The 13434-nt window shown below is 64.5% G+C and carries 11 protein-coding genes; 9 read left to right on the top strand and 2 right to left on the bottom strand.

The genetic code is table 11. From position 1 onward, the window contains the following. The first annotated feature begins 100 nt into the window (after positions 1–100). The 5 genes from O3299_RS26930 (at position 101) to O3299_RS26910 (ending at position 5983) form a co-directional block, all read left to right on the top strand. Complete coding sequence (locus tag O3299_RS26930; protein ID WP_099665136.1) at positions 101–1009, top strand: MoxR family ATPase; 909 nt, start codon at positions 101–103, stop codon at positions 1007–1009. 5 nt (positions 1010–1014) lie between these two features. Continuing rightward, on the top strand, positions 1015–2025 hold the full coding sequence (locus tag O3299_RS26925; RefSeq protein ID WP_305054435.1) for a DUF58 domain-containing protein: 1011 nt from the start codon (positions 1015–1017) through the stop codon (positions 2023–2025). Beyond that, positions 2022–4043 (top strand): DUF3488 and transglutaminase-like domain-containing protein, encoded by a 2022-nt coding sequence (locus O3299_RS26920; RefSeq protein WP_305063592.1) that lies wholly within the window; start codon positions 2022–2024, stop codon positions 4041–4043. Before O3299_RS26925 ends, O3299_RS26920 begins: the two co-directional genes overlap by 4 nt. After that, the gene (gene mltB, locus O3299_RS26915) at positions 4034–5212 is read left to right on the top strand and encodes a lytic murein transglycosylase B (protein WP_370385316.1); all 1179 of its coding nucleotides are present in this window, start codon (positions 4034–4036) and stop codon (positions 5210–5212) included. The genes O3299_RS26920 and mltB overlap by 10 nt, the downstream gene beginning before the upstream one ends. 438 nt (positions 5213–5650) lie before the next feature. Next, positions 5651–5983, top strand: a complete 333-nt coding sequence (locus tag O3299_RS26910; protein WP_034751784.1) for a hypothetical protein — start codon at positions 5651–5653, stop codon at positions 5981–5983. A gap of 100 nt (positions 5984–6083) precedes the next feature. Here O3299_RS26910 and cysM read toward each other — a convergent pair whose 3' ends face one another. After that, positions 6084–6986 (bottom strand): cysteine synthase CysM, encoded by a 903-nt coding sequence (cysM, locus tag O3299_RS26905; protein ID WP_035825682.1) that lies wholly within the window; start codon positions 6984–6986, stop codon positions 6084–6086. A 252-nt stretch (positions 6987–7238) separates the two neighbouring features. On the opposite strand from cysM, the gene O3299_RS26900 reads away from it, so the two are divergent. From O3299_RS26900 to O3299_RS26885, 4 genes are all read left to right on the top strand, one after another. Then, on the top strand, positions 7239–9008 hold the full coding sequence (locus O3299_RS26900; protein WP_305063590.1) for an FAD-dependent oxidoreductase: 1770 nt from the start codon (positions 7239–7241) through the stop codon (positions 9006–9008). A gap of 125 nt (positions 9009–9133) precedes the next feature. Then, the gene (locus O3299_RS26895; protein WP_305063589.1) at positions 9134–10699 is read left to right on the top strand and encodes a phospholipase D family protein; all 1566 of its coding nucleotides are present in this window, start codon (positions 9134–9136) and stop codon (positions 10697–10699) included. A 232-nt stretch (positions 10700–10931) separates the two neighbouring features. Beyond that, positions 10932–11690 (top strand): PEPxxWA-CTERM sorting domain-containing protein, encoded by a 759-nt coding sequence (locus O3299_RS26890; protein WP_305054430.1) that lies wholly within the window; start codon positions 10932–10934, stop codon positions 11688–11690. A 77-nt stretch (positions 11691–11767) separates the two neighbouring features. After that, positions 11768–12613 carry a sterol desaturase family protein gene (locus tag O3299_RS26885; RefSeq protein WP_305054429.1) on the top strand — a complete coding sequence of 282 codons (846 nt, stop codon included), beginning with the start codon at positions 11768–11770 and terminating at the stop codon, positions 12611–12613. A gap of 86 nt (positions 12614–12699) precedes the next feature. Here O3299_RS26885 and O3299_RS26880 read toward each other — a convergent pair whose 3' ends face one another. Continuing rightward, the gene (locus O3299_RS26880) at positions 12700–13410 is read right to left on the bottom strand and encodes a helix-hairpin-helix domain-containing protein (protein WP_305054428.1); all 711 of its coding nucleotides are present in this window, start codon (positions 13408–13410) and stop codon (positions 12700–12702) included. Between the last annotated feature and the right edge of the window lie 24 nt (positions 13411–13434).

Below are 13434 nucleotides of genomic sequence, written 5' to 3'. Positions count from 1 at the left end.
ACGCTAATCTACCACGAGCGCGCAGGCGGCGGGCGGCGCGGTTTGACCTGGCCAAAGCGATTGTAAATTAAATAATCCGTCTCACTGTGATAGAAATAGCATGTTTTCGAAAATACACCAGGCCGCACGGCAGATCGGCGAAGTTCTCGTCGGCAAACAGTTACAGATCCGCCAGACCCTCGCCTGCGTGCTGGCCGGCGGCCACCTGCTGATCGAGGACGTGCCCGGCGTGGGCAAGACGACCCTGGCGCATGCGCTGGCCATCTCGCTGGGCCTGCAATGGAAGCGCCAGCAGTTTACCAGCGACCTGCTGCCCGCCGACGTGGCCGGCATGAGCGTGTATGACCGTGGCAGTGGCAGTTTCATCTTTCATCCTGGCCCCCTGTTTACCCAGGTGCTGCTGGCCGACGAAATCAACCGCGCCACGCCGAAGACGCAATCGGGCTTGCTGGAAGCGATGGAAGAGCGGCAAGTGACGCTCGATGGCGTCACGCGCGCGCTGCCGCAGCCGTTTTTCGTCATCGCCACGCAAAACTGCGCGCACCAGCTGGGCACCTTCCCGCTGCCCGAATCGCAGCTGGACCGTTTTCTCATGTGCGTCACCCTGGGCTACCCCGATGCGGCCGCCGAACGGGAGCTGCTGCTGGGCGCCGACCGCCGCGCCATGCTGCAAACCTTGCCGGCCGTCATGAACGCGGAAGAGTTGCTGCAGGCGCAAGCGGGCTTGCGCGCCATCCACGCCTCACCTGCCGTCGTCGACTACGTGCTGTCCCTCGTGCATGCCACCCGCGTGCCGGGCGTGTTTGCCGATGGCCTGAGCCCGCGCGCCGCGCTGGCCTTGCTGCAGGCGGCGCGCGCCTGGGCTGCCCTGGCCGGACGCGACCACGTCACGCCCGACGATGTGCAAGCCGTACTCATTCCCGTCTGCGCCCACCGCCTGCACGCCGCGCAAGGGGTCACGGACAGCCGCATGCTGCTGCAGCAATTGCTGCTGGCGACACCCGTCTGACAGCCGTGCGCCTGCGCACCATCCGCTGGCTGCCGGCGCGCCCCTGGCTGGGCGCGCAGCGCGTGCACATCCGTCCCTCGCGCGCGGGCCTGGCCTTTGCCGCGCTGCTGCTGGCGCTGTGGATCGCCGCCGTCAACTACCGCCTGGGCCTGGGCTACGCGCTGACCTGTTTCGCGGCCGCCTGCGCCATCGCCGACATGCTGTTTGCCAGCCGTAACCTGGCGGGCCTGGCGTTGGCCGCCACGCCGGGCAATCCCGTGTTCGCGGGCAGTCAGGCCACGTTCACCTTGCGCCTGATCAACCGCAGCGCCCGCCCGCGCCATGCGATCCACCTGGCCATGCGCGATTCGGCGGCGGCGCCCGGCCCGGTCGACATCGCCGCCCACGGGGAAACGGCCGTCACCATCGTCGTGGCGGCGCGGCAACGTGGATGGGTGATTGCCCCGCCGGTGCGCCTGTCCGGCAGTTTCCCGCTGGGCCTGTTTATCGCCTGGTGCCATTGGCAGCCCGAGGCGCGCGTGCTCGTGTATCCGCAACCCGAGCACAACGCGCCGCCGCTGCCCTTGCCGGCAGGCACGGTACAGCAGACACGGCAACAAACACGACCACGCACGTCCGATGGCGCCCTGGAACTGGCAGTGGAACTGGCGGGCGTGCGCGCCTACCAAGCGGGCGACCCCTTGCGGCGCCTGGCCTGGCGCCAGATCGCCCGCCATGACGGCGAGCATTTATTCAGCAAGCAATTCCAGCCAGCCGCCGACGCGCCAACGGGAGCCGTCCCTGACAGCATCGTGCTCGAGCACGCCGCCCTGCACGCGCTGGCGCCGGAAGCGCGGTTGTCGCGCCTGGCCGCCTGGGTGTTGCAGGCGGAACGCACGGGCCTGCCATACGGCTTGCGCCTGGGCACGCTGACCGTGGCGCCGGCCTTGGGCGCCCGCCAGCGCGACGCCTGCCTGCGCGCGCTGGCCCTGCACGATTTGCCGCACGATTTGCCACAGGATGAGGCCTTGGCATGAGGCAATGGCTAGCCAACTTGCCGCGCGACAAGGCCGACATCCTGCTGCTGTTGCTGGCCGCCGCCATGGTGCTGGCGCCGCACGCGCTGCACCTGCCCCCATGGCTGTCGGCCGCCGCCGCCGCGCCCCTGCTGTGGCGCGCCTTCATCACCGTACGGGGCCGGCGCCAGCCGCGGCTGGCCGTGCTCGCGCCGCTGGCCTTGCTCGGCATCGCCGCCGTCTATGTCAGCTACGGCACTGTGCTGGGACGCGATGCGGGCGTAGCCATGCTGGCCTTGCTGCTGGCCTTGAAATCGCTGGAAATGCATGGCCGGCGCGACATCTTCGTGTTCGTCTTCCTCAGTTTTTTCCTCCTGTTGGCGAACTTCTTTCATGCGCAAGGCATCGTCAGCGCCGCCTGGATGCTGGCCACCGTCATCGTCCTGCTGGCCGGCCTGCTGTCGTCCCAGTATGGCGCCGTGCAACCGCGCCTGGCGCACAGACTGGGCTTGCTGGGGCACATGCTGGCGCTGGCCCTTCCCCTGTCGGCCGTGATGTTTCTTGCCGTGCCACGCGTCGACGGCCCCCTGTGGGGCGCGGCACCAGAAGGCACGCAGGCGCGCACGGGCTTGTCCGACAGCATGCAGCCGGGCGCCATCGCCTCGCTGGCCCTGTCAAGCGACCCCGTCTTCACAGCCCGTTTCAGCACGCCGCTCCCGCCGCAAGACCAGCTGTATTGGCGCGGCGTGGTGCTGGGCGACTTCGACGGCACCACCTGGACGCGCAGGGGCGCTGGCCAGCGCACGCCTGCCAGCGACAGCCGGATAGACATCGCCCTGGAAGGCCAGCCCAGCCAATACGAAGTGACGTTGCAAGCGAGCGGCCAGCGGCGCATCTTCGCGCTCGACGTGCCGCGCAGCATCGAACGCTTGCCCGGCAATCCGTATGTCGTGTCGTCCGCGCTGGAAGTGCTGACCATACAGCCCATTACTTCGACCGTACGTTACCGCGTCAGTTCCCAGCCCCGCTACCGCTTGCAGGCCAGCCTGACTTTTGCCCAGCAGCAGCCCTGGCTGGCATTGCCTGCCGGCAGCAATCCGCGCAGCGTGGCCTGGGCCCGCGCATTGCGCGGCCATGGCGCGCAGGCGCTGGCGCCCGCCGACGCCATCGCCGCCGTGCTCGAACACTTCCGCCGCGCCCCCTTCCGCTACACCCTGCAGCCGCCGCTGCTGGGCAAGCATGGCGTCGACGACTTCCTGTTTGCCACGCAAGCGGGCTTTTGCGAACATTACGCGGGCAGCTTTGTCGTGCTGATGCGCGCCATGGGCATTCCCGCGCGCGTCGTCACCGGTTACCAGGGCGGCCTGCATGGCGCGGCAGACAACAGCCTGAGCGTGCGCCAGTCCGACGCCCATGCGTGGAGCGAAGTGTGGCTGGCGGGCCGGGGCTGGGTGCGCGTCGATCCCACCAGCGCCGTCGCGCCCCTGCGCACGGAGCGCAACCTCGATGCCGCCCTGCCGCCGGCCCCGTCCCCGCTGACGGCATGGCGCGCCCTGGCCGGCCTCGACGGCGGCGCGCACGGAGCGCTGGCCGCGTGGCGCCAGCAATGGCAGCAAGCCGAGCAAGCCTGGAGCCGCTGGGTGCTCGACACCACGCCGCAACGCCGGCGCGCCATGCTCGATGGCTTGAAAAATGTGCCGGCAAAGAAACTGGCAGTCGCTTGCGCCGTGCTGGCCCTGCTGTCCGCCCTGGCCGGCGCACTGGTCTGGTGGCGGCAGACACGGCAAGGCGATCCGCTCGACGCCCTGTACGCGCAGTTTTGCCACCGGCAGGCGCGGCGCGGCTACAGCCGTGCGCCGCATGAAGGCCCGCACGGTTATGCTGCCCGGTTGGCCGCAGGCAAGGCCACACAAGAAGCGCACGCCGCCATCGCACAGTTTCTGGCAATCTATGCCGCGATGAAGTATGGTAATGCCAACCCAGACGAACAACTCCGCGCGCGGCGCAGCTTGCGCCGCCTGTTAACCCAATGCCGATGAGACGCTCCTTGTTACCGATCAAAACCTCCGCCCTGACCCTGCTCCTCTCCCTTCCCCTGTGCCTGTCCACCGCGCACGCAGGCGAAAACAGCAATATTTCCGACGCCGACCGCGCCCGTGCCGTGCGCGCGGCCAAGGCCCAGCCCGTCAAGAAGGTCGCCGGCAAGCCGGCGGCGAAGAAAGCGCCGGCGAAATTCGACTTCGAGGGCGAATTTGTCGACTATGCCAACTGGAAAGAAGTACGCGCCTTCCTCGACGACATGTCCGCCAAGCATGGCTTTAACCGCGCCGAACTCGATACCCTGATCGGCAAGGTGCGTTATGTCGAATCGACCGTGCAACTGATGAAGCCGGCTCCGCCGGGCAAGCCGAAGAACTGGCAAGCGTACAGCGCCCGCTTCATCGAGCCGGTGCGCATCAATGCGGGCGTGAAATTCTGGGAAGAAAATGCGGAAGCGCTGGCGCGTGCCGAACGCGAGTATGGTGTGCCGGCCGAAATCATCGTCGGCATCATCGGCGTGGAAACGGTGTATGGACGCAACACGGGCCGCTTCCGCGTGCTCGACGCGCTGACCACCCTGGCGTTTTCCTATCCGGAAAGCCCGACCCGCGCCGCGCGCATGGAGTTTTTCAAGGGGGAACTGGAAAACGCGCTGCTGTATGCGCGCAAGGATGGCATCGATCCCTTGACCCTGCTCGGCTCGTATGCGGGCGCCATCGGCTTGCCCCAGTTCATGCCTAGCAGCATCATGAAATATGCGGTGGACTTCGATGGCGATAGTCACATCGACCTGCGCAATTCCACGGCCGACGCCATCGGCAGCGTCGCGCATTTCCTCGTCGAGCACGGCTGGCGGCGCGACGATCCGGCCATCAGCACCTATCCCGTCACCGTCTCGGCCAGCCGCGCCTGGGAAAAATTCATCGGCCAGGGCTTGCAAGCCAAGTACCGGCTGGCGGAATTGCAGGAGGCCGGCGTGAGCGCCGGCCCGTCCACGCCGCAAAACATGTTGTTCGGCCTGATCGATCTGCAAAATGGTTCAGAAGCAACTGAGTATCACTTGGCAACCAATAACTTCTTTGCTATAACTCAGTACAACAGAAGTTATTTTTATGCCATGTCAGTGATCGACTTGGGCAAGGCCATCAGTCAAGTGCGCGCACGCTAACTGAAAGTCGGTGTAAAGTTATAATATTACTTGTAAGAAAGCGTAAGGGATGTTGAAGCGACCAGAAAACAAGTCTATGGTAGGGCCGATAACATGTGCCAGCCTTGCTCGCCAGCCTTTGTACGGCACGGAATACGGAAATGGTTTTATACTTAACTTTTGTCAAAGTACAATTTTTGTTCTATCATAGAGCATAATAAAGAATAAATAGGTGTTGCAACAAGACAACACCTATTTTGTACAAAGCAAGATTACTGGGCTTTCCGGCCTGAAATTGAATCCTGTTGTACAATTGTGTATATATTACGAAAAACTGTATCCCGGATCGTACCGTGTGTGAATTCGTTCCTTTTAGTAAAGAATGAACATGAACGCAGCAAGAGCGAGCTCCGAGTGTTTTTTACTTTGCAGTGCAACTACAGAAGGAACAATAACATCATGACAAACCAAGTCGGCATTGATATGAACAGCGATTCGGACTCCGACGATCTGCTTCAATACAACCCAAACAGATTGCTCGATACCCTGATCGAAAACCTGCGCCTGAAAAACGACGCAGCCCTGTCCCGCGCGCTGGAAGTAGCGCCACCAGTCATCAGCAAAATCCGCCACCACCGCCTGCCGGTCGGCGCATCGCTGCTGATCCGCATGCACGAAGTCAGCGACCTGAGCATCCGCGACCTGCGTTACCTGATGGGTGACCGTCGCAACAAATTCCGCATCAGCGACAAGCAATTCAAGCCAAAAGAAGGCGAAACGCCACAAGGCTGATCCTGCCAGTTGCGCAGGTTTTCCCTCCCCGCCGTGGGGAGGGGGTATTTCCAGCAGTTCTCAGGCCGTTCTGGCCGATATTATTTTCCCGTATCAACTATCAAGCAGGAAACACGCCGGTCGACAGATAGCGGTCGCCACGGTCGCAGACGACGAACACGATCGTCGCGTTTTCCACCGTTTGCGAGATGCGCAGCGCGATCTCGCATGCGCCGGCGGCCGAGATGCCGCAGAACAAGCCCTCTTCCGCCGCCAGGCTGCGCGCCATGCGTTCGGCCACGCCCTGGCTCACGTATTCCACCTGGTCCACGCGCGACTTGTCATAGATTTTCGGCAAGTACGCTTCCGGCCACTTGCGGATGCCGGGAATCTGCGAACCTTCCTCGGGCTGGGCGCCGATGATCTGGATGGCGGGATTCTGCTCTTTCAAATAGCGCGACACACCCATGATGGTGCCCGTCGTGCCCATGGCGCTGACGAAATGCGTGACCTGGCCATTGGTATCGCGCCAGATTTCCGGCCCCGTGCTTTCATAGTGGGCGCGCGAATTGTCTTCGTTGGCGAACTGGTCGAGGATCACGCCACGGCCATCCTTCTGCATCTGCTCGGCCAGGTCGCGCGCATATTCCATGCCGCCCGTCTTCGGCGTCAACAGGATGTCGGCGCCGTAGGCGGCCATGCTCTGGCGGCGCTCCACGCTGAGATTATCGGGCATCAGGAGCAGCATCTTGTAGCCGCGCAAGGCGGCGGCCATGGCCAGCGCGATGCCCGTATTGCCGCTGGTCGCCTCGATCAGGGTATCGCCCGGCTTGATGACGCCGCGCTCTTCAGCGCGCTTGAGCATGGACATGGCGGCGCGATCCTTCACGGAGCCGGCCGGATTATTGCCCTCCAGCTTGCCAAGGATGACGTTGTTGCGCGCAAGCGCATCGGCACCCGGCAAGCGCGTCAGCTGCACCAGCGGGGTATTGCCTATCGTATCTTCAAGTGTCTTGTAAGCCATCGTGTCTGTTTGAGTAGATTCAACAAAGACCCATTCTAATATGAGATGCTGGGCGGCGTATCGCTCATCGGCGCCTGCATCCGGGCCTGCGTGCGCGTCCGGCTGCGCCGCCGCATGCCGCACGGCGCCTGCCGCGCTGCCGTTTCCGGGCGTGTACAAGGGCGATTGCGGCAGGCGCGCGCCGCATGCGCTAGACTCGCCACTGTTAGTTATTTTTGTTATTTGCTTATTCAGCCTCCGAACGGACTCGCCATGGCCAGCAACACACCCGAATTCATTCCCGAAACGACGCAGGACGATCCCGTCCAGTTTGCCACGCTCGACTTGCAGGGCCGCAGCCACCAGATCTCGCCCGTCTTCACCGCGCTCGAACTGCAGCGCTTGCAGCGCTATGGCACGCGGCGGCGCTTTGCCGATGGCGATACGCTGTTCGAGGCGGGCAGCAGCAGCTTCGGCATGCTGGTGATATTGTCCGGGCGGGTCAGCATCAAGCGTCATGAGGTGCTGGGGCAGGCGTCGCAGCTGCGCGAAGTGGGCGTCGGCCACTTCATTGCCGAAGTGGCGCAATTGTCCGGCCGCCCCACCCTCGTCAACGGCAGCGCCGTGGGCGCCGTGGAATTGCTCGACATCAGCTCGGAATCCTTGCGCGCGCTGATCGTGGCCGAGGCGGAGATGGGCGAACGCATCGTGCGCGCCCTGATCCTGCGCCGCGTGGCGCTGATCGAATCCAACTCGGGCGGCCCCGTGCTGGTGGGACCGCGCGGCAACGGCAATCTGTTCCACCTGCAAAGTTTTCTGTCTAGCAATGGCCATCCGCACACGGTGCTCGATCCGGCCACGGATGCGGCCGCCGCCGCGCTGGCCGGGCGCTACCAACCCACGTCGCAGGAGTGGCCGCTGGTGGTCTGTCCGGACGGCAAGATCATGAAGAATCCCGGCAATGCGGAACTGGGGCGCTGTCTGGGCATGCTGCCCGATTTGTCCGGCGACAAGATCTTCGACGTGCTGGTGGTGGGCGCCGGCCCTGCCGGCCTGGCCACGGCCGTGTATGCGGCGTCCGAAGGTCTCACCGTGCTGGCGCTGGAGCAGCGCGCGTACGGCGGCCAGGCAGGCGCCAGCGCGCGCATCGAAAATTATTTGGGCTTTCCCACCGGCATCTCTGGCCGCGCCCTGGCGGGACGCGCCTATGTGCAGGCGCAAAAATTCGGCGTCGAGATCGCCACGCCGGCCAGCGCCGCCAACTTGCTGTGCGACACCTGGCCACTGCGCGTCAACCTGTGCGACGGCACGCAGGTGCGGGCCCGCACGGTGGTGCTGTCGTGCGGCGCGCGCTATCGCCGCCCCTCGCTGGCGAACCTGAAAACGTATGAGGGACGGGGCGTGTATTACTGGGCTTCGCCCATCGAAGCCAAGCTGTGCCGGCAGGAAGAGATCATCCTGGTCGGCGGCGGCAATTCGGCCGGCCAGGCGGCCGTGTTTCTCTCCGGCCACGCCGCCAAGGTCCACATGGTGATCCGCGGCGAAGGGCTGGCGGCCAGCATGTCGAGCTATTTGATCGAGCGCATCGCCGCCACACCCAACATCACCTTGCACACGCACACGGAAATCATCGCCCTCGAAGGCGACGACGATGGCTTGACGGAGGTGCGCTGGCGCAACAACCGCACGGGCGAGGAAGCCGCTTGCGCCGTGCGCCGCGTGTTTCTCTTCGTCGGCGCCGATCCGAACACGGACTGGCTGCACGACTGCGCCGTGGCCGTCGATGAACAGGGCTTCATCCGCACGGGCTTCGACGTCACGCGCGCCGAATGCCGCGCGCACGGCCATGCGGCGCATTTAGCCTACCCGCCGCCGGACTTGCCGGAGCGGGCTGCCCTGGAAACGAGCGTGCCGGGCGTGTTCGCCATCGGCGACGTGCGGGCCGGTTCCACCAAGCGCGTGGCCGCCGCCGTCGGTGAAGGGGCGGCCGTGGTGTCGCAGATTCACGGCTTCCTGGCGCGGCTGCCGGCTGGCTCCGCCTGAAAATCGTGCATTGTAGAAACTGCTACAATCGGCTGTTGCCATCCAGCTGAAAGAGTCCGCATGCCCCACACCGCCAAGCTTTCCTCGCGCCGCAACATGCCCGCGGTCCGCTGACGGTGCGCCGCATGCTCGTCAAACTGTTGCTGCTGGCCACCTTGTTTACCGTGCTCAGCATCGCTGCCCTGTACAGCTATGGGCGTTTCGCCGAGCGGTCGCTGGGTGTGCCAGGAATGGCCTTGCCCGTGGCGATGGATGCCACCCTGCTCGACCGCGTGCTGGCGCCGCAACTGGCGCAACGCCCGGGCCACAGCGGCACGGCGCTGATCGACGACAACCTGGAAGCGTTCGCCCTGCGCGCCCTGAGCGCGCGCGAAGCGGGCCGCAGCATCGACCTGCAATACTACATCTGGCATAACGACGTCACGGGACGCCTGCTCGTGCGCGAACTGCTGCGCGCGGCCGACCGTGGCGTGCGCGTGCGCGTGTTGCTCGACGATATCAACGCGCGGGGCCAGGACGCCGCCATCCTGGCGCTCGACAGCCACCCGCTGATCGACGTGCGCATCTTCAATCCGGGCCGCAACCGCGACGGCATCTGGTTGCGCGCCATGGAAATGGCCTTGCGCGCCGTCAGCCTGAACCGGCGCATGCACAACAAGGCCTGGATCGTCGACGGCAGGGTCGCCCTCGTCGGCGGGCGCAATATCGGCGATGAATACTTCGATGCCGCAGAACAAGTCAATTTCCAGGATGCGGACTTGCTGCTGGTGGGACCCGCCGTGCAGCAGACGAGCGACATCTTCGACCGCTTCTGGAACAGCCGCGCCGTCATTCCCATCAGCGCCTTGCACGCTGGCAAGAACACGGGCGCATCGGAGCTACAGGCCGTGCGCACCCGCCTCGACGCGCTGACCGGAGAACTGGACGCCTCGCCCTACCTGCGCCAGCTGACCGATGCGGGCCAGCTGCAAGCCCACCTCGATGGCCGGCTGCGCCTGCACTGGAGCACGCACGTGCAAGTATTGTCGGACCCGCCGGAAAAAGCCGCGCCCGTGGCCAGTTTGCAGCGCAGCGAGCACTGGCTCATGCACAACTTGCTGCCCCTGCTGACGGACGCGCGCGAGGAAGCGCTGCTGACCTCGCCATACTTCGTGCCCGGCGCGGAACTGACGCAGACCCTGGGTGAAAAGGTTGCCGCCGGCGTCCAGGTCCGGGTGCTGACCAACTCGCTGGCCGCCACCGACGTTGCCCTCGTGCATGCAGGCTATGCGCGCTACCGCCAGGCGCTGCTGGGCGGCGGCATCGAGCTGTATGAATTGAAGACCCTGCACCGCAAGCGCATCAGCCTGATGGGGTCGAGCCGCGCCAGCCTGCATACCAAGGCCGTCGTGGTGGATGGCCAGCGGGGTTTCGTCGGCTCCTTCAACCTCGATCCCCGCTCGGCCCAGCTGAATACGGAGATGGGCGTGCTGTTCGACGATGCCGCACTGGCGGCCGACATGCGCGCGCTGTTCCAGCATTCGACGGCCAGCGACACCAGCTACCGCGTATTCCTCGACAAGGGCGCCCTGCGCTGGTCCGACGCTACCGAGGAGCCCGCCAAGGTGTGGACGCACGATCCCGAAGCTGGCTTCTGGCGCCGCACGCTGGTGTCCGTGATGCGCTGGCTGCCGATCGAATCGCAGCTGTAGGTGTGCGCGGCATGCAAAAACTTTTTAATCCTGGCAAAATTGCCATCTAAAAATATTTGTTGTTTTCGAGACATGTTAGATGCTGTTTTGGCAAACGCTGCTATAATCGTTGCAACGGGACACCACCGCTGTCCCTGAAGTACCCTTCTCGCCCCTTCCGCGATTGAATAAACGTTGGCCAAAAGCTCGCCGACAGACTGCAACACTACCCTGTCACTTTTGGAGCTTTATCATGCGTAAAACATCTACCTTGCTGGTGCTGGCCGCCGCTTCCCTGTGCGTCACCACCGCCCAGGCCGCCACGACCAACCTGGTCAAGAATGGCGATTTCGAACTGACCAGCAACGGCACCTCGAAACAGCTGAACGAAGGCACGTACGCGCGCGCGGACCGCACCTACCTGAGCGACTGGTCCAGCAAAGGCTATAACTTCGTCTTGAACGGCAACAACATCGACGACACCAACGCCGCGACGGCGCTGGCCTTGTGGGGTCCGAATTCGTACAGCGGCCACGGCCCGCAAAACGGCCTGGGCGCCAGCCCTACGGGCGGCAACGTACTGGCGGCCGACTGGGATTACTTTCCCGGCCCCGTCACGCAGCAAGTCAGCGGCCTGATCCCCGGCCAGGCCTACACCCTGAGCTTTTCCTACGGCGCGGCCCAGCAAGTGGGCTTCCGTGGCGATAACCTGGTCAATTACTGGGATGTGTCGCTGGGCAACAGCAAACAGCAGACCGCATCCCTGGCCAACGTCAGCCAGGGTTTCACGGGCTGGCACCAGGCCAGCATGACCTTCACGGCCACGGACAGCAGCGAATTGCTGTCGTTCATGGCCAAGGGCAGCCCGTCCGGCGCGCCGCCATTCATGCTGCTCGACGGCGTCTCGCTGGTGTCGGCCGTGCCGGAACCGTCGACCTGGGGCATGCTGATCGGCGGCCTGGGCCTTCTGGGGTTCATGGCACGCCGCCGCAAGGCTGCTGTAGCAGTCTGAGCCGCCAGCGCGCGTGACAGAATCCGGACCAGCCCAGCCTTGTCCGGATTTTTTTGCTTCTTACCTGACGGAATGAAATGAGCCTGCTACACACCCTGCAAACCCACCTGCCCGGCATCGCCATCGATGTGCTGCGCCTGAGCCTGTGGCTGGTGCTGCTGGCCGTGATCTTCGTGCCGCTCGAGCGCTTGTTTGGCGAACGCCACGCGGGACGTTCCCGCACGGAACTGTTCAGCGACCTGGGCTTTTATTTCATCAGCAGCCTGCTGCCGGCCGCCTTGCTGGCCGCGCCGCTGGCCCTGCTCGCCGTCGCCGGCCAGCACCTGCTGCCGGACGCCATCCCCGCCACCATGTCTACCCTGCCCCTGTGGGGCAAGCTTCTGCTGGGCTTGCTGATCGGCGAAGTCGGCACTTACTGGGGGCATAGGCTCAGCCATGAAATTCCATGGCTGTGGCGCTACCATGCCGTGCACCACAGCACGGAACAGCTGTATTTCCTCGCCAATACGCGCACCCATCCCGTCGACATGGTCGTCACGCGCCTGTTCGGCCTGACGCCGCTGTATCTGCTGGGCCTGGCCGGCCCCGGCGCGGCAGGCAGCGCGGCGCCCGTGCTCTTGCTGCTGATCGGCACCGTCTGGGGTTTCTTCATCCACGCCAACCTGCGTTGGCGCTTCGGCCCGCTGGAATGGCTGGTGGCCACGCCCGCCTTCCACCACTGGCACCACAGCAAATTCGAACACATCAACCGCAACTATGCGTCGACCCTGCCCGTGCTGGACCGGGTGTTCGGCACCCATCACTTGCCGCGCACATGGCCCGATGCCTGCGGCATCGAGGCGCACATGCCGAAGACGCTGGCCGGGCAACTGGCTGCGCCATTCCGGCCCACCGGCAAGCGGGAAATTCCGGCCGCGGAATAAAAAAAACCCCGCGCGGCCGGTACCACGCGGGGTTTTCTTCTCGTGCTGCGCGGCACCACCACGCAACACGCTTTACAGCAACACGCTTACTTTTTCTCGGCTTCTGCCTTCTTCGCGTCGGCAGCAGCCAGTTTAGCTTCCTTCTTCGCAGCCGCTTCCGCAGCCTTGGCTTCTTTCTTGGCCGCCGTTGCCGCTTTCTTCGCGGCAGCGGCTTCCTTCTTCGTCTCGGCAGCCGTTTTCACAGGGGCGGCATCGGCCGCGGCAGCAGCGGGAGCCGGCGCGGCAGCAGGCACTGCCTTGGCGGCGGCGGCTTCCTTCTTGGCGGCAGCGGCGGCGGCCTTGGCTTCTTTCTTGGCTGCAGCAGCTTCCTTCTTCGCTTCAGCGGCCGACTTGGCTGGTGCCGCAGCGGTGTCGGTCGCAGCAGCTGGCTTCGGTGCGGCTTCTTTCGCTGCAACTTCCTTCACTGCAGCATCCTTTTTTGCCGGGGCAGCTTTCGCCGCCGGAGCGGGTGCCGCTGGCGCGCCGGACTTGGCCTGGCCATTCACTTGCAAGCCCGCTTCCGACAGTTTCACGGAACTTTTCGGGCCGATACCTTTTACGCGGCTTTCGAAATCGGCCCAATCCTTGAAGGCGCCGCCCTTGGCGCGTTCATCGACGATGGCTTTCGACGTGACGGGGCCGATGCCCTTGACGCTGTCGAGTGCCGCCTGGTCCGCCTTGTTAACATCGACCTGGGCAAAGGCAAAGCCCATCGTCGCGATCAGGGTGGCGATGGCCAGCAGTATTTTTTTGAACATGGGTATCTCTCCGTGATGTGGTTT

The organism is Janthinobacterium sp. SUN176, from assembly GCF_030587335.1.
GTDB lineage: Bacteria > Pseudomonadota > Gammaproteobacteria > Burkholderiales > Burkholderiaceae_D > Janthinobacterium > Janthinobacterium kumbetense.
This window is presented reverse-complemented; position numbering and strand designations above follow the sequence as displayed.

Bases quoted from the DNA above. Each gene is read 5' to 3' on its own strand.
- O3299_RS26885 (WP_305054429.1), top strand. From the start codon at position 11,768: ATGAGCCTGCTACACACCCTGCAAACCCACCTGCCCGGCATCGCCATC.
- O3299_RS26890 (WP_305054430.1), top strand. From the start codon at position 10,932: ATGCGTAAAACATCTACCTTGCTGGTGCTGGCCGCCGCTTCCCTGTGC.
- O3299_RS26910 (WP_034751784.1), top strand. From the start codon at position 5,651: ATGACAAACCAAGTCGGCATTGATATGAACAGCGATTCGGACTCCGAC.
- O3299_RS26900 (WP_305063590.1), top strand. From the start codon at position 7,239: ATGGCCAGCAACACACCCGAATTCATTCCCGAAACGACGCAGGACGAT.
- O3299_RS26930 (WP_099665136.1), top strand. From the start codon at position 101: ATGTTTTCGAAAATACACCAGGCCGCACGGCAGATCGGCGAAGTTCTC.
- O3299_RS26920 (WP_305063592.1), top strand. From the start codon at position 2,022: ATGAGGCAATGGCTAGCCAACTTGCCGCGCGACAAGGCCGACATCCTG.
- O3299_RS26880 (WP_305054428.1), bottom strand. From the start codon at position 13,410: ATGTTCAAAAAAATACTGCTGGCCATCGCCACCCTGATCGCGACGATG.
- cysM (WP_035825682.1), bottom strand. From the start codon at position 6,986: ATGGCTTACAAGACACTTGAAGATACGATAGGCAATACCCCGCTGGTG.
- mltB (WP_370385316.1), top strand. From the start codon at position 4,034: ATGCCGATGAGACGCTCCTTGTTACCGATCAAAACCTCCGCCCTGACC.
- O3299_RS26895 (WP_305063589.1), top strand. From the start codon at position 9,134: ATGCTCGTCAAACTGTTGCTGCTGGCCACCTTGTTTACCGTGCTCAGC.